This is a genomic window from Streptomyces sp. NPDC051677, assembly GCF_044453465.1.
Classification (GTDB): Bacteria; Actinomycetota; Actinomycetes; order Streptomycetales; family Streptomycetaceae; genus Streptomyces.
In genome coordinates this window covers 17,431-39,458 of record NZ_JBITCT010000043.1, presented here as the reverse complement: position 1 = coordinate 39,458, position 22,028 = coordinate 17,431, and the positions used below count along the sequence as shown (strand labels likewise).

The 22,028-nt window shown below is 70.4% G+C and carries 26 protein-coding genes and 3 pseudogenes; 7 read left to right on the top strand and 22 right to left on the bottom strand.

Translation table 11 applies throughout. The features are described from left to right. Positions 1 to 2: 2 nt before the first annotated feature. Genes ACIBAF_RS37265 through ACIBAF_RS37250 form a run of 4 tightly spaced genes read right to left on the bottom strand, consistent with a single transcriptional unit; the run spans position 3 to position 3,004 of the window. Positions 3 to 527: an MSMEG_0572/Sll0783 family nitrogen starvation response protein gene (locus ACIBAF_RS37265; protein ID WP_399469098.1), complete on the bottom strand. Its 525-nt coding sequence runs from the start codon at positions 525 to 527 to the stop codon at positions 3 to 5. Positions 528 to 562: 35 nt separating this feature from the next. Next, positions 563 to 1,378 carry an amidohydrolase family protein gene (locus ACIBAF_RS37260; RefSeq protein ID WP_399469096.1) on the bottom strand — a complete coding sequence of 272 codons (816 nt, stop codon included), beginning with the start codon at positions 1,376 to 1,378 and terminating at the stop codon, positions 563 to 565. 7 nt (positions 1,379 to 1,385) lie between these two features. After that, positions 1,386 to 2,702: an MSMEG_0569 family flavin-dependent oxidoreductase gene (locus ACIBAF_RS37255; protein WP_399469094.1), complete on the bottom strand. Its 1,317-nt coding sequence runs from the start codon at positions 2,700 to 2,702 to the stop codon at positions 1,386 to 1,388. Further along, positions 2,699 to 3,004, bottom strand: coding sequence for an MSMEG_0570 family nitrogen starvation response protein (locus ACIBAF_RS37250; protein ID WP_399469092.1), 306 nt, complete (start codon positions 3,002 to 3,004; stop codon positions 2,699 to 2,701). The genes ACIBAF_RS37255 and ACIBAF_RS37250 overlap by 4 nt, the downstream gene beginning before the upstream one ends. 865 nt (positions 3,005 to 3,869) lie before the next feature. Between ACIBAF_RS37250 and ACIBAF_RS37245 the strand changes: the two genes are divergently transcribed. Continuing rightward, positions 3,870 to 4,310, top strand: a complete 441-nt coding sequence (locus ACIBAF_RS37245; RefSeq protein ID WP_399469090.1) for a GntR family transcriptional regulator — start codon at positions 3,870 to 3,872, stop codon at positions 4,308 to 4,310. A 96-nt stretch (positions 4,311 to 4,406) separates the two neighbouring features. Here the strand turns inward: ACIBAF_RS37245 and ACIBAF_RS37240 are convergent. The 3 genes and pseudogenes from ACIBAF_RS37240 to ACIBAF_RS37230 all read right to left on the bottom strand — a co-directional run. Beyond that, positions 4,407 to 4,897, bottom strand: a pseudogene (locus ACIBAF_RS37240) (transposase family protein); the annotation flags it as partial. 405 nt (positions 4,898 to 5,302) lie between these two features. Beyond that, positions 5,303 to 6,139, bottom strand: a complete 837-nt coding sequence (locus ACIBAF_RS37235) for a class I SAM-dependent methyltransferase (protein ID WP_399469203.1) — start codon at positions 6,137 to 6,139, stop codon at positions 5,303 to 5,305. A gap of 277 nt (positions 6,140 to 6,416) precedes the next feature. After that, positions 6,417 to 6,683, bottom strand: a complete 267-nt coding sequence (locus tag ACIBAF_RS37230; protein ID WP_399469201.1) for an alpha-L-rhamnosidase C-terminal domain-containing protein — start codon at positions 6,681 to 6,683, stop codon at positions 6,417 to 6,419. Between ACIBAF_RS37230 and ACIBAF_RS37225 the strand changes: the two genes are divergently transcribed. Then, complete coding sequence (locus ACIBAF_RS37225; protein WP_399469207.1) at positions 6,672 to 6,863, top strand: hypothetical protein; 192 nt, start codon at positions 6,672 to 6,674, stop codon at positions 6,861 to 6,863. The genes ACIBAF_RS37230 and ACIBAF_RS37225 overlap by 12 nt on opposite strands. 395 nt (positions 6,864 to 7,258) lie before the next feature. On the opposite strand, the pseudogene ACIBAF_RS37220 reads toward ACIBAF_RS37225, so the two are convergent. Next, a pseudogene (locus ACIBAF_RS37220) lies at positions 7,259 to 7,492 on the bottom strand (beta-galactosidase trimerization domain-containing protein); the annotation flags it as partial. 49 nt (positions 7,493 to 7,541) lie between these two features. After that, complete coding sequence (locus tag ACIBAF_RS37215; protein ID WP_399469088.1) at positions 7,542 to 8,813, bottom strand: MFS transporter; 1,272 nt, start codon at positions 8,811 to 8,813, stop codon at positions 7,542 to 7,544. Between the two features lie 370 nt (positions 8,814 to 9,183). Here ACIBAF_RS37215 and ACIBAF_RS37210 point away from each other — a divergent pair, with 370 nt between their 5' ends. Continuing rightward, the gene (locus tag ACIBAF_RS37210; protein WP_399469086.1) at positions 9,184 to 9,561 is read left to right on the top strand and encodes a hypothetical protein; all 378 of its coding nucleotides are present in this window, start codon (positions 9,184 to 9,186) and stop codon (positions 9,559 to 9,561) included. A gap of 303 nt (positions 9,562 to 9,864) precedes the next feature. Here ACIBAF_RS37210 and ACIBAF_RS37205 read toward each other — a convergent pair whose 3' ends face one another. After that, positions 9,865 to 10,431 (bottom strand): TetR/AcrR family transcriptional regulator, encoded by a 567-nt coding sequence (locus tag ACIBAF_RS37205; protein ID WP_399469084.1) that lies wholly within the window; start codon positions 10,429 to 10,431, stop codon positions 9,865 to 9,867. 132 nt (positions 10,432 to 10,563) lie between these two features. On the opposite strand from ACIBAF_RS37205, the gene ACIBAF_RS37200 reads away from it, so the two are divergent. Continuing rightward, positions 10,564 to 11,466, top strand: coding sequence for an alpha/beta fold hydrolase (locus tag ACIBAF_RS37200; protein WP_399469082.1), 903 nt, complete (start codon positions 10,564 to 10,566; stop codon positions 11,464 to 11,466). A 425-nt stretch (positions 11,467 to 11,891) separates the two neighbouring features. On the opposite strand, the gene ACIBAF_RS37195 is transcribed toward ACIBAF_RS37200, so the two are convergent. From ACIBAF_RS37195 to ACIBAF_RS37180, 4 genes are all read right to left on the bottom strand, one after another. Next, the gene (locus tag ACIBAF_RS37195; protein ID WP_399469080.1) at positions 11,892 to 12,593 is read right to left on the bottom strand and encodes an alpha/beta fold hydrolase; all 702 of its coding nucleotides are present in this window, start codon (positions 12,591 to 12,593) and stop codon (positions 11,892 to 11,894) included. Next, on the bottom strand, positions 12,590 to 13,402 hold the full coding sequence (locus tag ACIBAF_RS37190) for a citryl-CoA lyase (RefSeq protein WP_399469078.1): 813 nt from the start codon (positions 13,400 to 13,402) through the stop codon (positions 12,590 to 12,592). Before ACIBAF_RS37190 ends, ACIBAF_RS37195 begins: the two co-directional genes overlap by 4 nt. Continuing rightward, the gene (locus ACIBAF_RS37185; protein ID WP_399469076.1) at positions 13,399 to 14,622 is read right to left on the bottom strand and encodes a CaiB/BaiF CoA transferase family protein; all 1,224 of its coding nucleotides are present in this window, start codon (positions 14,620 to 14,622) and stop codon (positions 13,399 to 13,401) included. Before ACIBAF_RS37185 ends, ACIBAF_RS37190 begins: the two co-directional genes overlap by 4 nt. A gap of 171 nt (positions 14,623 to 14,793) precedes the next feature. Then, the gene (locus tag ACIBAF_RS37180) at positions 14,794 to 15,603 is read right to left on the bottom strand and encodes an IclR family transcriptional regulator C-terminal domain-containing protein (RefSeq protein WP_399469199.1); all 810 of its coding nucleotides are present in this window, start codon (positions 15,601 to 15,603) and stop codon (positions 14,794 to 14,796) included. A gap of 245 nt (positions 15,604 to 15,848) precedes the next feature. On the opposite strand from ACIBAF_RS37180, the gene ACIBAF_RS37175 reads away from it, so the two are divergent. Beyond that, positions 15,849 to 16,415 (top strand): VOC family protein, encoded by a 567-nt coding sequence (locus tag ACIBAF_RS37175; protein WP_399469074.1) that lies wholly within the window; start codon positions 15,849 to 15,851, stop codon positions 16,413 to 16,415. A gap of 49 nt (positions 16,416 to 16,464) precedes the next feature. Here ACIBAF_RS37175 and ACIBAF_RS37170 read toward each other — a convergent pair whose 3' ends face one another. The 3 genes and pseudogenes from ACIBAF_RS37170 to ACIBAF_RS37160 form a co-directional block, all read right to left on the bottom strand. Beyond that, on the bottom strand, positions 16,465 to 16,599 hold the full coding sequence (locus ACIBAF_RS37170; RefSeq protein WP_399469072.1) for a hypothetical protein: 135 nt from the start codon (positions 16,597 to 16,599) through the stop codon (positions 16,465 to 16,467). A 389-nt stretch (positions 16,600 to 16,988) separates the two neighbouring features. After that, a pseudogene (locus tag ACIBAF_RS37165) lies at positions 16,989 to 17,261 on the bottom strand (transposase); the annotation flags it as partial. Between the two features lie 70 nt (positions 17,262 to 17,331). Further along, positions 17,332 to 18,180 (bottom strand): helix-turn-helix transcriptional regulator, encoded by an 849-nt coding sequence (locus ACIBAF_RS37160; protein WP_399469070.1) that lies wholly within the window; start codon positions 18,178 to 18,180, stop codon positions 17,332 to 17,334. Positions 18,181 to 18,282: 102 nt separating this feature from the next. Between ACIBAF_RS37160 and ACIBAF_RS37155 the strand changes: the two genes are divergently transcribed. Then, positions 18,283 to 18,990 carry an SDR family NAD(P)-dependent oxidoreductase gene (locus ACIBAF_RS37155; protein ID WP_399469068.1) on the top strand — a complete coding sequence of 236 codons (708 nt, stop codon included), beginning with the start codon at positions 18,283 to 18,285 and terminating at the stop codon, positions 18,988 to 18,990. Positions 18,991 to 19,101: 111 nt separating this feature from the next. Here the strand turns inward: ACIBAF_RS37155 and ACIBAF_RS37150 are convergent, their stop codons facing one another. From ACIBAF_RS37150 to ACIBAF_RS37135, 4 genes are read right to left on the bottom strand one after another with little or no spacing between them, the layout of a single operon-like run. Then, positions 19,102 to 19,227: a hypothetical protein gene (locus tag ACIBAF_RS37150; RefSeq protein WP_399469066.1), complete on the bottom strand. Its 126-nt coding sequence runs from the start codon at positions 19,225 to 19,227 to the stop codon at positions 19,102 to 19,104. After that, complete coding sequence (locus ACIBAF_RS37145; RefSeq protein ID WP_399469064.1) at positions 19,224 to 19,646, bottom strand: arsenate reductase ArsC; 423 nt, start codon at positions 19,644 to 19,646, stop codon at positions 19,224 to 19,226. The genes ACIBAF_RS37150 and ACIBAF_RS37145 overlap by 4 nt, the downstream gene beginning before the upstream one ends. 28 nt (positions 19,647 to 19,674) lie before the next feature. Beyond that, entirely contained in the window at positions 19,675 to 20,403 is a 729-nt protein-coding gene (locus tag ACIBAF_RS37140) for an aquaporin (protein ID WP_399469062.1), read from the bottom strand. Then, the gene (locus tag ACIBAF_RS37135; protein ID WP_399469060.1) at positions 20,400 to 20,774 is read right to left on the bottom strand and encodes an ArsR/SmtB family transcription factor; all 375 of its coding nucleotides are present in this window, start codon (positions 20,772 to 20,774) and stop codon (positions 20,400 to 20,402) included. Before ACIBAF_RS37135 ends, ACIBAF_RS37140 begins: the two co-directional genes overlap by 4 nt. A 105-nt stretch (positions 20,775 to 20,879) precedes the next feature. Between ACIBAF_RS37135 and arsM the strand changes: the two genes are divergently transcribed. Further along, positions 20,880 to 21,773 (top strand): arsenite methyltransferase, encoded by an 894-nt coding sequence (gene arsM / locus ACIBAF_RS37130; protein ID WP_399469058.1) that lies wholly within the window; start codon positions 20,880 to 20,882, stop codon positions 21,771 to 21,773. Between the two features lie 51 nt (positions 21,774 to 21,824). On the opposite strand, the gene ACIBAF_RS37125 is transcribed toward arsM, so the two are convergent. Further along, a complete protein-coding gene (locus ACIBAF_RS37125; protein ID WP_399469056.1) occupies positions 21,825 to 21,953 on the bottom strand; it encodes a hypothetical protein in 129 nt (42 codons plus the stop codon). Positions 21,954 to 22,028 lie beyond the last annotated feature (75 nt).

Genomic DNA, 22,028 nt, shown 5'->3' with positions numbered 1-22,028 from the left:
CCTTACAGCTGGTAGGTGGAGTTGATGACGGCGCCCTTGCGCGCGTAGTGGATCAGCGCGTCCTGGACGTCGAGGGGGTGGGCCGGGATGACGCCCTCGATGAGGTCCTCCTCGCGGGCGCCGTGCAGGGAGAGGCCGAAGCGGCAGCAGTAGACCTTGCCGCCCTCGGCGATGAACGTCTTCAGCTGGTTGTTGATGTTGTGCTCGCCGGGGAAGGCCGAGTTGCCGACCGTCGGGAAGCCGCGGGTGGCCAGGCAGTTGAGGGAGCCGGGGCCGTAGAAGTAGATGGCGGTCTCGAAGCCCTTGCGCAGGGCGCGGGTGGCCTGCAGGACAGCGACGAAGGACACCGAGGACTCGTGGGCGATGCCGTGGACGAGGGTGAAGTAGGTCTCGCCGTTCTCCGCCTGGTAGTCGGGGAAGACCTTGGTGGAGCCGTAGATGCTGGAGCCCTCGGGCAGGGAGGGGTGCGGGATCTCGTCGAGGGACTTCTGCTCGACGTCGCTGAGCTCGGCGGGGGATGCGGACATGGCTGTCTCCTTGTGTTTACGGAAGGGGGTGGACGTCAGTCGTAGAGCGCGGCGAAGGTGTCCCGGAAGACGAGGTCGCCGAGTTCGCCACCGCCGGTCGCGGCAGTCATCCGGGCGTACTCGCCCGCGAAGTCCCCCCACGGCTGGTCGCTGGCGAAGAGCACCCGGTCGTGGCCGATGCCGCGGTGCTCGATCTCCCGGGCCAGCCAGTGCGGCAGGAAGCCGATGGCCCAGGAGAGGTCGGTGTAGACGCGCTTGCCGGCCGCGATCCAGTCGAAGAACCGGGAGCCGGCGAGCTTGATGTGGCCGCTCATCCCGCCACCGAAGTGCACGAGATGGACGGCGACCCGGTCGGCGTACCAGTCCACCAGGTGGCCGACCTCGTCGATGTCGGAGGCGGCGCCCGGGGAGGTGTGGACGTGGACCACGAGGCCGTGGCGGGCGGCGGTGGCGAAGATCCGGTCCAGCTGCGGGCGGCAGGCGGGGTCGGTGGGACGCCCGCCCAGCAGGAAGCTGAGCTTGAGCGCCTTTACTCCGGGCTCGCCGGCGAGCCTGAGCGCCTGCTCGGTGCGCTCGGCGTCCTCCGGCCGTGGCGAGACCCACAGTCCGGCGCGGATCCGGTCGTCCGTCTGGGCCGCCTCGATCGCCAGCTCGTTGAAGGAGAAGGCGATGGCGGGGTCGGGGACGCCGTAGTTGGGGATGACCAGGGCGCGTTCGGTGCCCTCCGCGTCCAGGTCGGCGATCAGCTGCTTGACCGTGGCGCGGGCGGTGGTGTCGGGGTTGACGGGCGGGCCGCCGTAGAAGGGGAAGGCGGGCAGGACGCCGATGTGGCGGTGTGCGTCGTAGACCATGGGGCTTTCAGCCGATCGGGAGCGCGGAGGCGAGTTCGCCCGGCGCGCCGGTGAGGGCGCCGCACACGTCGGCGAGGCGACGGGAGGCGTCGATGTGGTCGGCGAGGAACTCGGCGTCGCGGCCCACCGCCTCGAAGCGGCCCGAACCCCACGAGTACTGCCAGGGCAGACCCAGGAAGTACAGGCCGGGCACGTTGGTGGCGCCACGCCAGTGCATGGGGTAGCCGCGCCCGTCGAAGACGGGGATCTCGATCCACCGGTGGTCGCGGCGGAAGCCTGTCGACCAGACGACGGAGGTGATGCCGGCCTCGGCGAGATCGAGTTTGCGGGGCTGCTCGGCCGGCTCCCACACGGGTACGTACCGCGCCTCCTCCGGGGCGTCGATGCCCCGCCCGGCGATGTGGGCGTCGATGGCGTCCTTGATGCCGTCCGCCACCGCGTCCGCGTGGTCCAGGTTCACCTTCAGGTCGTCGGCGAACTCCAGGCGCTCGCCGCCGATGTCGGTGAGCCGCCCGTACAGGCGCATCCCGTCCCGGGCGAAGGAGCGCAGGTCGATGTCCCGGCCGCCGTCGCGCCCCGTCACGTAGTGGTTGACCCGCATCCGGACCGCGCCGGCGTCGTCGAACTCGTCGATCGACTTGCCGTAGTGGCCCATGTCGTCCAGCCAGGCCACACAGTCCCGGCCCCGGTAGAAACGGGCCACGCGCGGGGCGCTGCCCACGGCCAGGTGCACCTGCCGTCCCGCCAGGTGCAGGTCCTCGGCTATCTGGCAGCCGGACTGACCGGTGCCCACCACCAGCACCGCGCCCTCGGGGAGCTGCTCGGCGCTGCGGTAGCCGGAGGAGTGGACCTGCGCGACGCCGTCGGGCAGGCGCTGGGCCATCGCCGGAATGGACGGCGTGTGGTACGGGCCGATGGCGACCACCACCTGGTCGGCGGTGAAGTCCCCGGCCGTGGTGGCGAGTTCGTACGTCCCCTCCGGCGCCCGGTGCAGCCGGGTGACCGACACGCCCTCCACCAGCGGCGGCCGGAAGAAGGCGACGTAGTCCTCCAGGTACCGCACGATCTCGTCGCGGACCATGAAGCCGTCGGGGTCGTCGCCCTGGTAGGGGAAGCCGGGAAGCCGGCACTGCCAGTTCGGGGTGACCAGGCAGAAGGAGTCCCAGCGGCGCTCGCGCCACTCGTGTCCGACCCGGTTCGCCTCGATCACGACGTGCTCGACGCCGCGCTGCCGCAGGGCGTAGCTGACGGACAGGCCGGCCTGGCCGCCACCGATCACGGCGACCGGGTAGTGGGCCCCGGCGAGCTGGGATGCCGGGCTCACCGGAGGCTCCCGTCCGCGCCGGTCAGCGACTCGACGGTCACCTTCGCGCCGGAGAGGGTGCGGTACGCGGCGGCGGTCCGTTCGATCTGAGCGAGCTGGTCCGACGCGCCGGTGCAGTAGAAGCCGAACTTCTCCTTCACCCGCTCCCCGGCGATACCGAGCGCCGTACGGCTGCGCTCCACGAAGTCCGCGAGTTCGTATTCGTCGCCCGCGGTGAAATAGTCCTCGACCACGGTGGAAGGGGAATAACAGCGCTGGGTCTCGCCATCGGGCCAGCGCACGTGAAAATACGTCTCAGGCATGAGATCCTCCAGGGGAGGCACCGAGGCAGTGACCTCTCGCCGCTGCCTTATGGAGGAATACTTCAGCCGCGAGGTATTTCCGAACGGAGTCATCCGGAACAAGCGCGTGTTACCAGGGCCTCACCAGGACAGGTCGATTTCGTGGGGCACAACTCTTTGCCTCCAAGGCAATCTGACGGTTCATCTGACGGCCATGCCCCAATGACGACCGCACCGGCACGCTCTGATTCGTCGTTGTGGAGGGTGAGACCTCGGAGCGGGTGTAATGGCCGAGAGGGTCGAGTTCGAAGTGGGCGCGCGCAAAGTCGTCGCGGTCGAGTTCATCGGCCGGAACGCCGCAGCGAGACGGGGAGGAAACGGACAGTCGTACGGACTGCCGCCCTGCCGCTCGACCGCGCCGGCAAACGCGCGGCAGCCGGTGCGTCGACCTCCGGAGCGGGAACGCCAACGAGGCCGCGCGACACCGGCGGAACGGCTCTCGGCCCGTCACCCGAAGCGGCCGTCGGCGGCGCCTCCAGCTCGAAACCGCAGGACGGACGACCCGGGCTCATATCTGGCTACGGCCCCTCGGCGCCGCTGGGGCGGCCACAGCTTCCATCCATTCATGGATGGAAGCTTGTATCTATGGATGCCAGGGTCATTCCATGGCCGAAAGAGCGGGGCGCGCGTCTGCCGCGCAGACGGTGTACGCCGTCACCAAGGAGCTCATCCTCAGTGGTGAGCTGGCCGCCGGCACCCTGATCAGCGAGGGCGAGATCGTCGAGCGGGTGCAGATGAGCCGGACTCCGGTGGTGGAGCGTTCCTGCGGCTCGAGTCCGAGGAACTGCTGGCCCTGCACCCCAAGCGCGGGGCCGTCGTCGTACCCGTGCCGACGGGCGAGGCCGCGGACGTGCTGGAGTTGCGGCAGGCGCTGGAACAGTCCGCCGCGCAGAGCATCGCCCGGGACGGGCTCACCCCCGAGAGCGAGGACGGCCTGCGCGGGCTGATCGCCCGGCAGCGCGAACTGGCGCAGGACGGCGACGTCCACGCGTTCGCCGCCGCGGACGAGGCTTTCCACCGCGGCATCGTCGATGCCTCTGGGAACCGTCTCGCGGGCCGCTTCTACGCCACGCTGGGCGACCGCCAGCGCCGGATGAGCGTCTCCGCGCTGCGGCCGAGGCCCCAGCGACTGCATGTGCTGGCCGACGAGCACGAGACCCTGCTCGGCCACCTTCTGGCCAAAGCGGCCGACACGTTCGCGGAGACCCTGCGGGCGCATCTGGCGGCGACCCACGGTGCACCGGGGCGACCCGGCGGCGACCGCTGATCCCACCGGCGGCAACGGCGCCGCTGCCACTCACCCACGAGAAACCTGTCACCCTCATGCTCGAAACCCAACGGGTCGTCGAGCCGCCCGCCGTCGCGCACCCTGGCACTGCTCCGGCAGGCCGGAGCTGCGCCAGACATGGGCGTCGGCCTTGTCGCCCGGGGCCGGACGGGCTGCGGCCACCGCCAGGCGTGTGTCGGCGTCGATGATGACCTGCACGTTCGCCGAGAACCGGTAGTCGCGGCTCGAGGCGCCGACCTTGCGGCCACGGACCGGGACCAGCGTGCCGTCCACGATCCACAGCGGTCCGCAGCCCCGGCGGGACGAGAGACCGGCCCGAGCGCGAGGAGCGGCCGCAGCCGCTGGACGACCCGGCACACCGTGGCCGGCGAGACCCCGAACAGCGGCGCGAGCTGCCGCATGGTCAGGTTCGTCCGGTAGTAGACAGCCACCACCAGTACCCGGTCGGCGAGCGGCAGACACCATGGTCGCCCGATCCGAGGCCCGTCGCCGCCCCGCTCCCGCACCACCTTCAACAACCGCTCGAACTGCTCCGCCCGCAGCCCCGTGAACGTCTCCACCCACAACGGCTCAGCCCTCCCTACGTTCTTCTACCAGACCGGGCGAGCCCTTCGTGTGGTTGGCCCACCCAGGGGCGTCGGGTGTGGCTCTCAGCCCTCTGCCGGACGTGGCTCGTGTTGATTCGCCGCCCGACGCCCCACGACGACTCGGCTGCCAATTAGGAATTGCGAATGATCGCTCTGTAGGGAATCGACAGCGAGGTCGTCCGTCGGAAGGCATCAACACACCGCACCGCACGGAGGCACCATGGCCGCGATCTGGGCCGGCATCGACGCAGGCAAGACCCACCACTTCCATCCGCCGTCGAGCCGGCCCACGAACGTATCCATGCCGCCAGGTTTCCATGCACGACGCCGCAAGCCTTCGTCAGCTGCGCCGATCAGTGCATGGGGTTCAGTGGTCGTAGGCGGTCAGTGCGCGCATGACCGGCGGACCGCCGAGATCAGTCCGCCGGGCCTCTCCTCGCGCTGCGGCGGGGTGCTGATCGGGCGGCCGTAGGCGGCAGCGCGCTCGCGCAGGGTGTGGCTGTCGGCCTCCCAGCCGTGCCCGGCCAGCCAGCCCACCGGGTCGTCGGGCATCTCCGAGACCCACATGGACGCGGCCGATCCCGGAACGGCGTCCGCGCCGAAGCGCTCGATCACGCCGCGCGAGCCCAGCGTCAGCCCCATCCGACTGCCTGCCGCCGACTGCGCGCCGATCCGGGCCAGCAGCAGCTCCACCGCGTCCTCGGGCAGATAGATCAGCAGTCCTTCTGCGATCCACACGGTCGGCACGGCCGGGTCGTGCCCTGCGGCGGCCAGCGCGCCCGGCCAGTCGTCACGCAGATCCACCGCGACGGTGATCCGCTCGCAGCGTGCGACGGACCGCTCCTGGCGCAGCACCGAAGCCTTGAAGTCCAGTGGCGCGGCGGTGTCGACCTCGAACAGCCGGGTGCCCTCGGGCCAGTCCATCCGGAAGGCCCGGCTGTCCATGCCGGCGCCGAGCAGCACGACCTGCCGGACCCCGGACGCGGAGGCCTGCTTCAACAGGTCGTCGAGGAACTTCGTCCTGATGACGATGGAGAACGCCACGCCCAGTCGGCGGCGCCGCGCGGCCTCGTCGTCGGGCAGCGGCGGCGAGGAGGAGGAGGAGGGCCCCAGGCCGCCGGCGGTGGCGAAGGCCTGTGCCAGTGGGTCGCGGAACAGCGCGTTCTCCCGCTCGGTCTCCACCGCGCGCACCCTGGCCACCCCCACCGCCGTGGCCCACACTCCCGACGGCTGCACCCGCTCCTGCTCATCAGTCACCGCGCCAGCCTAGATGATCGATTCCAAGGGGGCTTGATGCGTGGAGCCAGGTTCCTGCGCGGTCAACCAGTCATGCGCGCCCACCAGTTCGTCACCGGTCGGAGAAGGCAGGCCGGAAGCCAGGGGTCGGCGACGGCGTCAACGACGCCCCCGCGCTCGCCGTCGCCCACACCGGCATCGCCATGGGGCGCGCCGAATCCGACCTCGCCCTGGAGACCGCCGACGCGGTCGGCGCCCTGGCTCAGTACGAGCGAGGGGATTTCCCTGATCGTACGGGGCGGTCGTCGGAGTGGAGGATCAGGCGGTGGGCGCCGGGTCCGAGGCGGTCGGCTTGCGTGCTGCAACGCCAGCCTTCAGGCGTACTGAACCGTCCGGTCGTGCCGGGTGGCAGCGAGACGTCCACCGTCAGCGTGGTGCCGCTGAGTGACCAGTCGACGGATGCCGTGCCGTAGGGAGTGGCGAGGGAGGCGCCGGCCGAGGTGAGGCCGGCTCCGGGGTGGGGGGCTATCTCCAGGGTGCGGTAGCCGGGGGCAGCGGCTCGCAGTCCGGCACGCTCTTCGGCCTGATGCTGGCCGCGGCGGCCATCGGCCTGGTCTGGATACCCCGCCTGCCCAAGCCGTCCCGGCCCGGAGAGCAGGCAGCGCTGCACATGGCCACGCCCGACGCGGGCCCAAGGGTCGCCAGGTGATCCGGTACCGCCGGGAGGCGGTGGCCGTTTCCCAGCGCCTGGGCGGCGACGGCCGCGCCCATCGAACCGGGGAGGCGGTACGGCCACCGTCTCGTCTCCTGGATCACTTTCAGTGCCGGAGCCACGGAGCCACGGATAGACGGTCTCCACTGATCACGGTCTGCTGTGCTCCGCCATCCACCGGGCCGTGTGAAGCGACGGCCGCATCTGACTCGCTCGGGGCCGGCACCGGCGCTTGGACCACGGCGACGCCTCCCTCGGGGACCATTCGACCCGTTCGGCTGGGATCTCGGCGCCGTGGCCTGCGTGGTCGATGAGGGAGAGGTACGTACGCCCGCCTCCCGGCCGACGCGTTCGGCGCTCGCGCCCTGCGGGGCCTGGCCGGCCAGGCCGACCGACTGACCTGGCAGCAAGGGGAAGGGCTCGTCGCCGCGCACGCCGAGGAGCTCTCGGAAGGCACCCGGGTAACCGCCGAGGCGGACACGGCAGTTCTCGTCGACGGCCCCGCTGTGGAAACCCATGGTCAGGGTGCCGTCCCGCCCGACGAACGCGGCGAGGTCGTCTGCACCCAGGGCAGTTTCAAGTTTCCGTGGTTGGGGGGCTGTCGCCGACTGGGAGCGACGTGTCAACGAGCAACGCCCCTGCCATCGGGCAGGGCGTTGCTCGAGATGGTCTGTTTCAGGATGCCTTTTGGTCGGCGGGCTTCTCGAGCTCGGTGGTCACCCGTGCCCCTCGGAAGAGCACCGGGAGCCACAGGAGACATGCCAGCAGGGGGACCGCGGCGTAGGTGGCCATGCCCACACTGGAGCCCAGCCCGTCCATGAGCGCGCCGAGGACGAGATAGCCGATGCCGATGAGCACCGACTCCACGAATGCGATCATCGACAGCAGGCTCGCCCGGTGGCGCGACGGCACGGCCTCGTTGAACACGTTGTCCACGATCACGGCGGTGATCTCGGGAATCCCGACCAGGGCCAGGAACGCGGCGATGGTGACCCAGACAAGGCCCAGGCCGCTCAGGCCAAGTGCCGCGGCGAGCGTCAGGAGAGACACCGGGACTATGACCCGATACCCGATGCGCCGGTCCGCGCGGTCCGACAGCAGCGGAGTGAGCCCGCCGGCGAAGAATCCCGCCGATATGACCACGCTGACCAATGCGGTGCCCGCTCCCTGATCGGAGAGGGTCTTCTGCGTAAAAATGATGTACGGCGTCAGAGTCGCATGCATCAATCCGGACACCACGACAAGCGTCGCGAGCGCCGGCGTGGCGACCCGAAGCATCGCCCGCCATGCTGTGGCGTCGCCGTGCTCCTCCTCGGCTCCGTCCTGCTCGTCCACCGCGTCCGCACCGCGGATCTCGGGCACCCGTGACATCAGCACCACCACGGCCAGGGCGAGGCACGCCGCCGAACCGACGTAGACGACTGCCCAGGAAATCTGCTGCAGTTGGCCGCCGAGGACGATCGCGGCTCCCGAGGTGACCGTCCCGAGCATGGTGAACCGGGACTTGATCTTGACGTAGCCGGCCGTTGCACCACGACGCACGAGCAGGTCGTACAGCAGGGCGGTGTCCGAACCGGACACACATGCCATGCCCACGCCCTGCCCGATGAACAGCGCCAGGAACACCCAGTAGTTGGAGAACGCCACCTGACCGAGCAGACATCCAGCTATCAGCATCTGGCCGATCACGATGCTGGCACGCCTGCCGATGCGGTCGGCGACGACTCCCGTCGGCAACTCCGCAAGTCCGCTGACCAGGTAGAGCAGTGTCTGCAGTAGGGCCACTTGCCCGGCGGAGAAGCCTCGCTGCTGAAGGAAGAGGACGAATACGCCGCGCTGGAACAGCGTGTTGGTGAGCACGGCGTATACGTAGAACGGGCGCGTGACACTTCGTACTGCACTGTCGACTGCAGCCGACCCGCCAAGGGCTTCCGTGGTGCCGGTCATGCTGCGGGCTCCCTGGTGACTCCGGTGATCATTAGTGTTGGGTCTCCGCCGCCGACCGGAACCCCAAGTCCCTACTTCGCGCAGGATATTGGGCCGGCGTCCAAGCCCGATGATCATGAGAGTCCCGTTCGTGCTGTTGCATCTTCCCGCATCCCTGCCGTGCTGGAGAACCTGGGTCCGCTGGACGAGGGCCGGTTCGCTGTGACGAGCTCGACCGGGCCTTCCAGGGCGCCTGCGCCCAGATCCACCAGGGCCTGCCGCTGATGTGGCGCGACCGCTGGTGGCGCATTCACGACCACGGCCCGATCACGAACTGGGAGACCGGCCGGATCGCGCTGCTCGGTGACGCAGCGCATCCCCGCTGCAGTACATGGCCCAGGGCGCCGTCATGGCCATCGAGGACGGCTGGGTGCTCGCCGAACACATGCGCGCCGGACGCCCGCAGCGGACCGGGCACTCCTCCGGCGTCGACTGGGCGGCGGCCCTCGCGGCGTACGAGGCCGTCCGCACGGAACACTGCCGCCGGGTGGTCCTCACCGCACGTGAGTGGGGCAGGCTCTGGCGCCTCGAAGGGATCAAGCGGCTGCAGCGCAATGCTCTGCTGCAATCACGCGACCCGTACGACTACGGCTTCACCGACTGGGTCTGCGGCCCCACCGCGCTGACTCCCGACCTGCCGGACCTCTACCCGGCGGTCGCCCTGGACTCGGTGCAGGTGCCAGTGCCGCGACCCGCCCGCGCGGCCTGAAGTCGCTGAGAAGCCGCGAGGCTTGAGGGATGCCGCAGAACTCGGCCGACACCGCGCAGGCAGGGCAGTCCGGTTCCGTGGCGATCGCCTCAGTGGAGGCGTCGTCCACCGTCGCCGACTGCGAGCATCCGCCGGTGCGCCGTCCAGCGCGGCGGGCACGCCGGGGACGCGGGGGCACTGGGCATGTCGTCGGTCAGGCGGGCCACTGGGCGAGCGCTCCCCAACGCCGACCACCGTCTCCCATGCCCCTTCGCGGGCCAGCCCAACGGAATCAAGGCCCACCAGAGCGGACGCGCGGCTGCTTCAGACGCGGATGCCCTGCAGCATCACGCCCAGGTAGCGGCGGCCGGAGTCGAGCCGGGTCTCCAGGTCGTCGGCGTGGACCTGGGCGGCGTAGGCGATCCCGCACATGAGCGGCCGCAGGTCCTCCCAGGTGACCACGCCGCGCACGGTCCCCGCAGCGTGCGCGCGTTCCAGCATCCGGCCGGCCAGAGAGTCCATCGTGGTGGCGAGTTCCGTTGTGCGGGGCAGGACGTGTTCCGGTGCGGAGCGCACGGCGGTGATGGAGGGGTCGGTCAGCTGCGCGTCCAAGGTGGTGTCCAGGAAGTCCGTCAGGGCCTGCCAGGGGTCGTCCTCCTCCAGTGCCTGTTCGGCGCGGGCCACCAGGGCTTCCAGTCCGGGCGTCGCCACGGTCTCCATCAGGGCTTCGGGTGTCGGGAAGTGCCGGTAGACGGTCGCCACCCCCACTTTGGCGAGGCGGGCGACGTCGTTGAGCTGCAGCGGGACGCCGTCGTCCACGAGTTGCCGGCCCACGTCGACGATGCGCTGCCAGTTACGGGCAGCGTCCTTGCGCATCGGTGCTGTGGTCATACCCACAGCATAACCGGATAGGTCATCCATTTATGCTACGGTCAAATGGATACGTTATCCGTTTCAATATGACGCCGTTGTGCCCAGGCACCGCTGAGCCCAGGCACACATGCGTCACCAGGAGGCCCCACCATGCCGTTCACCGTCAACGACGTGCCGAACCTGCCCGCCGGGTTCACCGACACGTTCACCAGCCGCACCGTCACCACCAGCGAGGGCCTGACCCTGCACGCCGTCGTCGGCGGCAGCGGCCCGGCGCTGCTGCTCCTGCCCGCCTGGCCCCAGTTCTGGTACAACTGGCGCCTGGTCATGCCCGCGCTGGCCGAGCACTTCACCGTCGTCGCCGCCGACGTCCGCGGCACCGGCGCCAGCGACAAGCCCGCCACCGGCTACGACGGCGCCACCGCCGCCGACGACATGGCCGCCCTGATGACCGGCCTGAGCCACGACCGCTTCGACGTCGCCGGCTACGACTACGGCCTGCTCGTCGGCCACGCCCTCGCCGCCAAGTACCGCGACCGCGTCACCCGCCTGGTCGTCGGCGAGGCCATCCTGCCCGGCTTCTCCCCGTCGCCGCCGCTGATGTCGGACCCGGTCACCAACGAGTTCCTGTGGCACTTCGCCTTCAACCGGCTGGCCGACATCAACGACCGCATGGTCGCCGGCCGCGAGGAGATCTACTTCGGCCACCAGTTCACCTCCAAGGCCGCCCGGCCCGACGCCATCCCGCAGCACGCCGTGGACGTCTACGTCGACGCGCTGCGCGACCCGGCCGCCCGGCACGCCAGCTTCGAGGTCTATCGCCGCCTCGACGAGACCGCCGAGCAGTTCCAGCACTGGAACAAGGAGGGCGGGCCGCTGACCATCCCGGTCCTGGCCATCGGCGGCGAGTACAGCACCGGCACCGCCCCGGCGGACGACATGCGCAAGGTCGCCACCGACGTCACCGGAGTCGTCATCCCCGGCTCCGGCCACTTCCTGGCCGAGGAGGTTCCGCAACCGCTGACGAAGGCACTGCTGGACTTCCTCCTCTGACCAGGCACGGCAGCAGCCGCCCCCGCTACCACAGAAGCGGCAGACCCTCCGCCGACCCCGTGGAGAGGCCGGTACCGCTGCGCGTGGACCGTGCCCGGGCACCGGCCTCGTAGCCGATGGAGGCGGGCCCGCGGCCGGCAGGACGAACTCGAACACGGCGCCGTCCGCACTGCCCTCGGTCCGCTCGAGGCGCACGGCGAGGCTGGGCGCTGCGCCGAGGACAAGGTTCGTGGTGCGGGCCCCGAACGTGGGGCCTCTCCTGTCAGCGCTCGCAGGGCGGCCTCGGCGTCGGCGTCGAGGAAGCCGCCGGCGTGCTCGTTGGTCGGCAGCATGCCCCCGCCGACAACATCGGCTGGGGCGAGGTCCTCCGGGCGGTCATGGTCGATCCCGACGGCCATGAGTTCCCTGTGCCGCGCCCGTGACAGTCAGATGGTTGCCGCTATGGCGGCCTGCGCGGCGAGGAACTGGGCCAGGGCTTCGGGCGCGGAGTAGAACGGCGAGTGGTCGCAGTCGAGTTCGAGGCGGGTTTCGGCGCGAGCGGCGCAGGCGCGCTGGGCCTCGGGGAGGACGGTCCGGTCGGCGGCGCACACGACGTATGCGCTCGGGACCGTCAGCCATGCCGGGTCGTCCAGGGGCTCCTGCGGTACGCGGCTGCGCATCGGCCGCCAGAGTGCCACCGCTCGGTCGGCACGGTGGGGAGGCGTGGCGGAGTAGAGCGCGTCTCGTGCGGTCGGCAGCAAGGTCACCGTGCCGTCGGCGGCCGTCCGGGCGGACCGGCGGAAGGCAGGGTCGTTCCAGCGGGGTGTGAGCCGTGCCGGGGACTCGCCGGGCAGGGGCATTCGTGCGGCGACGTACACCAGGCGGGCGGCCTCCTGCCCGCCGGCCGAGGCCGGCAGCCCGCCGTAGCTGTGCGCGACCAGGAGGACAGGCCCTTGTCGTGCGCCTTCGCTTACCGCTGCGCGCACCGCTTCCGTGTCGTCGGTGAAGGAGGTGAGGGGGAGGTCGATGGCGTGGCTGCGGACGCCGGCCGCCCGCAGACGTTCCGTCACTTCCTCCCAGCACGACGCGCCGTGATGGGCTCCGTGCACGAGCAGCACGAACGGCTCGCGCGCGGGCGGCTCGGTCATGGGCGGTTTCCGGGGTACGGGTCGGGGGCGACGGGACGGTTGTTCAGATCGACGGAGAGGAAGATGTCGTTGGCGACCGGGTTACGAATCTCCTCGGCGAGTTGGCCGATCAGTCCTGCCGCACGGGCCAGCAGCGCGAAGCCGCGCAGCAGCGGAATGGGCAGGTGAAGGTCGGCCAGGGCGGCTCCGCACGCTCCGGCCCCGTTCAACGGGAGGGTCTTGCCCAGGACCTGGGGATGTGTCCGCCCGATCGCGGCGAAGAGTGACAAGTGGGGGCCGAACTGTTCCTCCTCCGCCGCGATCTCCATCAGCCGGGGCGTACGAGGGTCGCCGTCCTTGTGGACATGGTGGCCGAGGCCGGGCACGAACCGGCCGGCCGTGCGGCTCGCGTGGACGGTTTCAAGGGCAAGCGCGTCCCAGTCGGCGTCGCGGGTCGGCAGCGGGCCGGGATGACCTTCCAGCACCTCGTGCAGGAAGGTCCCGGTGTCCTCGGTGACGCCGAGGAAGCGGGAACCTCCGCCCAGCAGCCCGGCCGCGAGCGCACCCTGTACCGAGTCCGGCGCCGACAGGTAGGTGAGGCGGGTGACGATGGCCGTCGGGGTGAAGCCGTGGTCGGCGAGCGCCGCCAGTACGGCCTCGAAGACCCGTACCTGGCCGGGGGTGGGGCGGCGCTGGGTTGCGAGCCAGTAGGCGAGTTCACCGAAACCCACTTCGCCCATGACGTCGTGGGCGAGGTCCTGGCCGAGCAGGGTGATCGCGGTGCGGCTGGAGGCGCCGAGCGCGGTGGGGTACGACGGCTGGTCAGTCACCGAAGGCCTCCCGTGCCGCGTCCGAAGGCCTCCCGTGCCGCGTCCGAAGTCCGCGGTGTCGCGAGCCACTTGCGCAGTTCCGGGCCGTGCTCGTCCAGTTCGGGGGGCGGCAGCTCGTAGCGGGCCGGGGTGGTGGAGAAGGCGATGGGATGCCGGGCCATGGGCACCGCTCGCTCGCCCTCGCCGACCTGGACCACCGGGTCGAGTCCGAAGTGCTCGGCCAGAGCGAAACCACCGTCGATGGTGTTGATGGGCGCGGCCGGGACCCGGGCGTCGACCAGGGCGTCGAACCACTCGGTCGCGCCACGGGCGGCCAGCCGTTCGACCAGCAGCGGACGCAGTTCCGCGCGGTGGGCGGTGCGATCCTGGTTGTGGGCAAAGCGTGGGTCGTCGGCCGTCTCGGGGATGCCGAGCACCTCGCACAGACGTCGGAACTGCCCGTCGTTGGCGGCGGCGACGATCAGGTCGCGGTCAGCAGTGGGGAGAGGCTCGTAGGGGAAGACGCTGGGGTGGGCGTTGCCCATCCGGTAAGGCACAGTGCCGCCCGCGAGATACGCGGAGCTGTGGTTCACGAGGCCGGACAGCGCCGAAGAGAGCAGGTTGACCTCGACGTGCTGACCGTGGCCGGTCGCGTCGCGGTGGCGCAGCGCGGCGAGGATGCCGATCGTGGCGTGGTTGCCGGCCATCACGTCGAAGACCGAGATACCGGCGCGGTAGGGCTCGCCCTCCGGGTCGCCGGTGAGGCTCATCAGGCCGGAGATCGCCTGGACCATCAGGTCGTAGCCGGGTACATGGCGGCCGGCGCCGGACCCGAAGCCGCTGATCGAGGCGTAGACGACGCCGGGGTTGGCCGCCGCGACGCTGTCGAAGTCCAGACCGAACTTGGCGAGTGCGCCGGGCCTGAGGTTCTCGATCACGACGTCAGCGCGATGGGCCAGCTCACGCGCCGCCGAGGCGTCCTCCTCCTCGCGCAGGTCGAGCGAGATGGAGCGCTTGTTGCGGTTGACCCCCAGGTAGTACGTGGATGTCTCGCCGCGGGTCGGCGGCATCCAGGTCCGTGTCTCGTCACCGCCGGGCGACTCGACCTTGACCACCTCGGCGCCGAGGTCCGCCAGCAGCATGGTCGCGTACGGGCCCGCGAGTACCCGGGAGAAGTCGGCGACCAGCACCCCGGTCAGCGGCCCGCCGCCCCGGCCGGGCGCTGCCGATCCTGTAGACATCTCCACTGAACCACTCCTTCGACCGCCTGACGGACATCTGTCCGCTGAGCGACGATTGTGGCACGCCCCCGTTCTTCGCGACGAGGGCTCCGGGAGGAATTGCGAGGCCCTCGACACCGACCCGCCGGCCCGGCCCGGGCATGCGCCTGCGTACACCCGGGCCGAAATCCGTCAGGACAGGGGGCCCACCACCGCATGCGGCACGGCCGCCAGCCGGGCGAAGTCCCCGCTGATCTCGCCCGCCGTCTGCAACAGGAGCGGCAGGTGCTCGTCCTGGAGCTTGCTCACCGAGGTCTCGGCCGCATGCGCGTTGACGTTGATCGCCGCGATGACCCGGCCTTCGCCGTCACGCAGCGGCACCGCGACCGAGCGGATGCCCAGCGCCAGATCCTCGTCGGCCAGAGCCCAGCCCCGGGCCCGTGCCTCACGCAGGACCGCGTCTCGTTCCTCGCGGCGCGGCTGCCACAGCGCAGTGAGCCCGGACCGGGTCGGCTCCGCCAGCGTCTTCTCCAGCCGTTCCGGGTCCAGCGCCGCCAGCAGCACCTTGCCCAGCGAGGTCGGGAGCGCCGGGAAGCGGGTGCCGATCTGCACCGAGAGAGTCACGATCTTCGGTACCGCGACCCGTGCGACGTAAACGATGTCGCTGCCGTCGAGCTGGGCGATCGAGCAGGACTCGCGCGTATGTGCCACCAGTTGTTCCATGTGCGGCCGGGCGACGTCCCAGAGGCCGAGCGAGCGGACGTAGGCCGTGCCCAGGTCGAGCACGCGCGGCGTCAGCGCGAAGCCCTTGTCCGAGATGCGGACGTAGCCGAGCTCTTCCAGCGTCAGCAGGATGCGTCGCGCCGTCGGCCGGGCCAGACCGGTCGCCGTCGCCACCTCCGACAGCGACATCACCGGCCGTTGCGGAGCAAAGGCCGTGATCACGTCCAGCCCTCGGGCCAGCGCTTCGATGAAATCCGGCCCGGTGCCCGTACGCGGCATGGACCTGCCTCTCGCGTCGTACGACTGGTGGTCGCCCAAGGTTACTGCCGCTTCTCCGATGTCCCGCCCTTCTTCCGCAGCGGGGTCGACTGCCCCCGAGCGGGCCTTCCCAGACCTTGACGCCGGGGGCGTCAGGCAAGAAGGTATCCAACAACGATCGTACAGCGGACAAGTGTCCGACGATTTCCCGCTGATCCGCTTCCCGTGACCTGTCAGTCAGGGAACCGCGCAAAGGAGAGTCGACGATGGCCCAGGTTTCCCCTGCACCCACGTCCGCAACGGCCATCGCGTCCCTGCCGTCGCGGTTGCACCACAATGCCTACGTCACTCGTGACCAGGAGGCCACCCGGGCCTTCTACGAGGACCTCATCGGCCTGCCGCTCGTCGCGACCTGGAAGGAGTCCGACGAACTCTTCGGCGCGGTACGCACGTACTGTCACACCTTCTACGGCCTCGGCGACGGCAGCGCGCTCGCCTTCTTCCAGTTCGCCGACCCCGAGGACCAGAGGCAGTTCGGCCCCGAGATGCCGCACTCGCCGTTCCAGCACATCGCGCTCAAGGTCACCGAGGCGGTGCAGACCGCGATCGCCGAGCGGCTGAAGACGGCCGGCTGGCGGCCCGATGACACGTACGTGCTGGAGCACGGTTACTGCCGCTCTCTCTACACCAGCGACCCCAACGGACTGCTCCTCGAATTCACCCTGGACGCGCCCGGCATCGAGGCGAGCGACGCCGAACGCCGCCGCACCGCCCACGCCGAGCTCGCCTCCTGGCTCAAGGGCGATCACACCAGCAACAACACCTACCGCTGACCGGAGAAAGAGCCGGACCGTAAGGACCGGGTCGCCTCTCAGGTGAGGCTCACGCCCGCTCGGCGCTCGGACACAGGCTCTCGAACAGGACCATCCCGGCCGCCGTGTTCGAGGCGCGTACGTGGTAGCCGTTGCAGGCGCGCGGCCAAGGGCCAGAGTCGGAGCAGTACACCGAGTGCGGCATGGTCAGACCATGATCGATGTCGGGTCTCTCATACACCGCGAGGCCGAAGGACGCCTCGACCAGGCTTTCGACCAGGCCCTCGACCAGGGGCTGTCCTGGCGATCACACACTGGTCTGGGATCCGCAGTCGCGATCACCACACCCCGCCACCGACTCTGGCCCGGCCGGGGCGGGTCTTACGGTCAGGCCCATGACAAGCACGAGCACTTGACAGACCTGGGTCAGCTGCCTGTGACGTTCCACGGACTCTGGGACGCCCCTGGGACGCGCGCCACAGATCGCGGAGAGGCGCGGTCTGCGCGGAACGTGATCTTTGATCGCCGAGAGCTTCCGTCAGCGCCCGGCAGCGACGCCCCGATCATCGGAGACGTCTGGCAAGGAGCACCACTTCAGCTCACCGATGTTCTCGGCCGCGAGTTCGTCGTCAGACAGCTCCCCGCCAGGCTCGAACAGCACAGTGCCGTGCAGGCGATGCCGGCGAAGGCCAGGAAGCGGCCGGCTTTGCGTTCGTAGCGGCGGTGCAGACGTCGGCATCCGACGAGCCCGGCCATGGTGCGTTCGACAGTCCAGCGGTGCCGGCCCAGCCGCTGGCTGGAGTCCATGCCCTTGCGTGCGATACGGGGCGTGATGCCGCGACCGCGTAACCATCGCCGCAGGACTCGGGCCTGTCAGTCCCCCCTGTTTCCGCGCTAGTCCTCCAGGGATCAATCTTGATCTCTGGTTGTGGGCGTGTCAGTTGGCGGGGTCGGCGAGGGTCTGGGTGCCGAGCACCGTCAGCAGGGCGAGGCGTTCAGCGTCCTCGGTGCCGAGTTCGGCCGTGTAGATCATGATCCGAAGGTCGCTGCCCGCCACGGTGAGTATGTCGCAGTCCAGTTGCAAGGGGCCTGCATGTGGGTGGTCGATGGTCTTGCGTGCGGCCTCGTGGTGGCCGACGGTGCCGGCATCCCACAGCGCGGCGAATCGGTCGCTGGTCGCGCGCAGTTCCGCAACCAGTCGCTGCAGCCGCCGGTCGGCCGGGTAACGACCGGCCGCCGTGCGCAGGTCGGCGACCAGCGCTGCCTCGAAGTCGCGCAGGGATTGAGGCGTGTGGCGGGCCCGGGTGCCCGGGCCGAGGAAGTGTCGCCACACAGCGTTGCGCTCGTTGTCATGCCAACCGGACGGATCCCCCATCAGGGCCGCGTACGGCGCGTTGGCCATGAGGAGGGTCCAGGACGCGTCATAGACCGCCACGGGTGTCCCCGCCAGTCTGTCGAGCAGCCGCTGGACACTCGGGGTGATGTGCGCCGGCACGGTCTGCGGGCCCGGCGGTGCGAGTCCGGCCAGTCGGAACAGGTGGACGCGCTCGTCCCCCGACAGCCGCAGTGCCCTGGCCAGTGCCTCGACGATCTGCGGCGAGGGGTGGGTGGCGCGGCCCTGTTCGAGCCGGGTGACGTAGTCGACGGAAATCCCGGCGAGCATGGCCAACTCCTCGCGGCGCAGCCCGGTCGTGCGCCGAGGCACGCCGACAGGCAGCCCGGCCGCCTCGGGTGGCATTCGATCGCGCCACCGCCGCACCGCCTGCCCGAATTCCGTCGTCGCCATGCCTGCCAGTGTGCACCGCCGTCGTCTGTCCTTCCTGGCACTGCCAGTCCCAGGAAGGACAGACGCCTGGCTGATCGAATGATCCCGAAGCACGGTGGAGACATGACGAGAACACTGATCACCGGAGCGAACAAGGGTCTCGGCTTCGAGACCGCCCGCCGCCTCATCGCCGCAGGCCACACCGTCTACATCGGTAGCCGGGACGCCGAGCGCGGTCGCCGGGCCGCCGAGCGGCTGGGCGCGCGGACCGTACAGCTCGATGTCACCGACGACGCCTCCGTCGCGGCCGCGGCCAGGACCATCGAGGCGGACGGCGGACTGGACGTGCTGGTCAACAACGCCGGCATCGAAGGGAGAAACGAGGACAACGGGGTGATCGGCGCCGCGGACGTCACCGCCGACATGATGCGGCAGGTGTTCGAGACCAACGTCTTCGGCACGGTGAGGGTCACCCACGCGTTCCTGCCGCTGCTGCAGCGGTCCGCTTCCCCGGTCGTGGTCAACCTCAGCAGCGGTCTTGCCTCCCTCGCCCGGGTCACCACCCCCGGCACCCCGACCCACGCCTACCCGGGCGTCGCGTACCCGGCGTCGAAGACGGCACTCAACATGATCACCGTGCAGTACGCGAAGGCGTTCCCGCACATGCGGATCAATGCGGTGGAGCCCGGTTACACCAAGACGGACCTCAACGGGAACACCGGCATCCAGACCGTCGAAGAGGGCGCCGAGATCATCGTCCGCATGGCGCAGGCGGGCCCCGACGGTCCCACTGGAGGCTATTTCGACGCGCAGGGGCCCTTGCCCTGGTAAGCCCCTGCACCCAGACGATCACGGCAGGGTGCCTGAGCGCTTCACGTTGCGCATGCCGCCAGCAGAGCGCGCAGTCACATGGGGCAGCTGGTCTGCCGTGAGTCTGCGAGGTCAGGCAGTCAGGTCGACGATGAGGTGACGGCGGAGGATCTGGAGGTCCTCGACGTCGAGTTCGAAGCGGTGGCGGCCGGCGACTCGCCGCGGCGGCATGAGCGCGCCGCCCCGCCCCGCGGTCATGCCGCTGCCGGGATGCCGAGTTCGGCGAGCAGACCGCGTACGCGCTGCTCGATCTGATCCCGGATGGGCCGCACGGCGTCCACGCCCTGGCCCGCCGGGTCGTCCAACTGCCAGTCCAGGTACCGCTTGCCGGGGAAGACCGGGCAGGTGTCCCCACAGCCCATGGTGATCACCACGTCCGAGGACTGCACGGCCTCGGTGGTGAGGATCTTCGGCTGCTGGGCGGAGATGTCGACGCCGACCTCTCTCATGGCTTCGACCACGGCCGGGTTGACGGTGTTCGCGGGCGCGGAGCCGGCCGAACGGACGTCGACCTGCCCGCCGGCGAGGTGAGTGAGGAAGGCGGCGCCCATCTGGGAGCGGCCGGCGTTGTGGACGCAGACGAACAGCACCGACGCGCGCGGGGTGGGAGCGCTCATGGCAGGAGTCTTTCTCGACAGGGGCGGGTCAGGGGGAGGCGAGTTCGGGTTCGCCGTGCGGGACGACGATCTCGTCCCCGGCGGGAGCGGGGCGGCCGTAGACCACCGTGACGGCGCTCAGTCCGAGCGCGGCTCCGAGCAGTTGGGCCGCGATGAAGGGGAGGACGGAGGCTGGGGCGATGCCGGCGAAGGTGTCGGTGAAGGCGCGGCCGATGGTCACTGCCGGGTTCGCGAACGAGGTGGAGGAGGTGAACCAGTAGGCGGCGCCGACGTAGGAAGCCACCGCCGCGGGGGCGAGCGCGGCGCGGCCGATCCTGCCCAGACCGAAGATCAGCAGGATCAGCCCGGCCGTGGCGACGACTTCGCCCAGCCACAGATGGCCGGCGGACCGGTCGTGGGTGGAGAGCTTCACCAGCGGCCTCGCGAACATCGCGTCGGCCAGGATCGCCCCGCCGATCGCCCCGGCGATCTGGGCGGGCACGTACGCGGCGACGTCCCGCAGGGTCAGGCCGTCCCGGTCACGACGGCCGGTGAACCAGGCCGCGAGGGTCACGGCGGGGTTGAAGTGCGCCCCGGAGACCGGTCCGAACAACGCGATCAGCACGCCCAGGCCGGAGACGGTGGCGAGGGAGTTTGCGAGCAGTTGCACGCCCACGTCCTGCGTGAGTTCGGTGGCCTGGATGCCGGAGCCGACGGCGACCAGCGACCCGGTCCCCAGGGCTTCGGAGGCCATGCGGCGGCCGAGTGGGGCGCTCACGCGGTGGCTCCTGCGGTCTGCGGCGTGGTCAGGAACGCGGCCAGCTGGTCCAGGGCGCCGGGGAGCGCCCAGTAGTACACCCAGGTGCCCCGCCGTTCGCAGTCGATGAGGCCGGCCTGGCGCAGCAGCTTGAGGTGGTGGGAGATCGTCGGCTGGGAAAGGTCGAAGGCGGGCGTCATCTCGCACACGCAGACCTCGCCGCCCTCACGCGAGGCGATCATCGACAGCAGCCGCAGCCGGACGGGGTCACCGAGGGCCTTGAACACCTTCGCCAGCTGCGCCGCGCGCTCCTCGTCCAGCGGCGCGGACGCGAGACCGTCGCAGCAGCCGTCGGCGTCCTGGCCGACCACCTCAAGCTCTTGTTTCGACATGGCTCTATGTTGACGTTTTTCGATTCAAGGCGCAATGTTGCATCAAAGAACGTCAATACAAGCTGTTCCGGGGCATCCCCATGCCCCGTCGCCCAGGAGTGAGTCATGAGCGAGCAGTCCACCGACCTGCGTGAAATCGTCCGCGAGCGCTACGCCGCGGCAGCCGTGAAGGTCACCGAGGGCGGCACCGCCTGGTGCGGACCGCAGCCCGTCGAGGTCGACGAGAACTTCGGCTCCACCCTCTACGCCGCCGACGACCGCGACGCCCTGCCGGCGGAGGCCGTCGCCGCCTCCCTCGGCTGCGGCAACCCCACCGCCGTCGCCGAACTCCGCGAAGGCGAGCGTGTCCTGGACCTCGGCTCCGGCGGCGGCATCGACGTCCTGCTCTCCGCCCGCCGCGTCGGCCCGTCGGGGAAGGCGCACGGCCTGGACATGACCGACGAGATGCTCGCACTGGCCCTCGCCAACGCCGCCGAAGCAGGCGCGACGAACGTCGAGTTCCTCAGGGGCACGATCGAGGCGATCCCGCTGCCCGCGAGCACCATCGACGTCGTGATCTCCAACTGCGTGATCAACCTGTCCACCGACAAGCCGGCCGTGTTCGCCGAGACCTTCCGCGTGCTCAAGCCCGGCGGCCGGATCGGCGTCTTGGACGTCGTCGCCGACGACACCCTCACGCCCGCCCAGCGGGGCGAGCGGGGCGACCATGTCGGCTGCGTCGCGGGCGCGCTGTCCTTCGCCGAGTATCGGGAGGGCCTTCAGGCCGCGGGGTTCACCGACATCTCGATCACCCCGACACACGCCGTCGCCGACGGCATGCACTCCGCCATCGTCCGTGCCGTCAAGCCGGTGGCCGCAGCCACCCCGTCCGAAGCGACGGAGTCGGCCGATGCCTGCTGCGGTGTGAACGCCTGCTGCACCCCGGCCGAGACGTCCGCCGACCCCGCCCTGACCGTCACCGAGGCCAAGAGCGCCTCCGGGTGCGGCTGCCAGGGCTGACACGGCGGCGGCTGCCGGACCGCCGACGTCCGGCAGCCGGCCGACTGGACGCTACCGGGGCAGAGCCTGGGTGACGCGCCACAGCCGGCGCGGCAGGTCGCCCTCCTCGAAGGCGTGAACTTCCTCCAGCATCCAGCCGTCTGCGAGGGCATCGACCAGGGCGTGGTCGAAGAAGTGCACCGCGAAGCCGCCGTGCTCGACGAGGCCGCCCTGCCGCAGTGTTCACCGAGGTCGGCCGGCTTGGGCGGTGGCGCC

Coding starts and splice junctions, on each gene's coding strand:
- ACIBAF_RS37265 (WP_399469098.1), bottom strand. CDS start 527: ATGTCCGCATCCCCCGCCGAGCTCAGCGACGTCGAGCAGAAGTCCCTC.
- ACIBAF_RS37260 (WP_399469096.1), bottom strand. CDS start 1,378: ATGGTCTACGACGCACACCGCCACATCGGCGTCCTGCCCGCCTTCCCC.
- ACIBAF_RS37250 (WP_399469092.1), bottom strand. CDS start 3,004: ATGCCTGAGACGTATTTTCACGTGCGCTGGCCCGATGGCGAGACCCAG.
- ACIBAF_RS37215 (WP_399469088.1), bottom strand. CDS start 8,813: ATGACCGGCACCACGGAAGCCCTTGGCGGGTCGGCTGCAGTCGACAGT.
- ACIBAF_RS37210 (WP_399469086.1), top strand. CDS start 9,184: ATGGCCCAGGGCGCCGTCATGGCCATCGAGGACGGCTGGGTGCTCGCC.
- ACIBAF_RS37205 (WP_399469084.1), bottom strand. CDS start 10,431: ATGACCACAGCACCGATGCGCAAGGACGCTGCCCGTAACTGGCAGCGC.
- ACIBAF_RS37200 (WP_399469082.1), top strand. CDS start 10,564: ATGCCGTTCACCGTCAACGACGTGCCGAACCTGCCCGCCGGGTTCACC.
- ACIBAF_RS37195 (WP_399469080.1), bottom strand. CDS start 12,593: ATGACCGAGCCGCCCGCGCGCGAGCCGTTCGTGCTGCTCGTGCACGGA.
- ACIBAF_RS37185 (WP_399469076.1), bottom strand. CDS start 14,622: ATGTCTACAGGATCGGCAGCGCCCGGCCGGGGCGGCGGGCCGCTGACC.
- ACIBAF_RS37180 (WP_399469199.1), bottom strand. CDS start 15,603: ATGCCGCGTACGGGCACCGGGCCGGATTTCATCGAAGCGCTGGCCCGA.
- ACIBAF_RS37175 (WP_399469074.1), top strand. CDS start 15,849: ATGGCCCAGGTTTCCCCTGCACCCACGTCCGCAACGGCCATCGCGTCC.
- ACIBAF_RS37170 (WP_399469072.1), bottom strand. CDS start 16,599: ATGCCGCACTCGGTGTACTGCTCCGACTCTGGCCCTTGGCCGCGCGCC.
- ACIBAF_RS37160 (WP_399469070.1), bottom strand. CDS start 18,180: ATGGCGACGACGGAATTCGGGCAGGCGGTGCGGCGGTGGCGCGATCGA.
- ACIBAF_RS37155 (WP_399469068.1), top strand. CDS start 18,283: ATGACGAGAACACTGATCACCGGAGCGAACAAGGGTCTCGGCTTCGAG.
- ACIBAF_RS37150 (WP_399469066.1), bottom strand. CDS start 19,227: ATGACCGCGGGGCGGGGCGGCGCGCTCATGCCGCCGCGGCGAGTCGCC.
- ACIBAF_RS37145 (WP_399469064.1), bottom strand. CDS start 19,646: ATGAGCGCTCCCACCCCGCGCGCGTCGGTGCTGTTCGTCTGCGTCCAC.
- ACIBAF_RS37135 (WP_399469060.1), bottom strand. CDS start 20,774: ATGTCGAAACAAGAGCTTGAGGTGGTCGGCCAGGACGCCGACGGCTGC.
- arsM (WP_399469058.1), top strand. CDS start 20,880: ATGAGCGAGCAGTCCACCGACCTGCGTGAAATCGTCCGCGAGCGCTAC.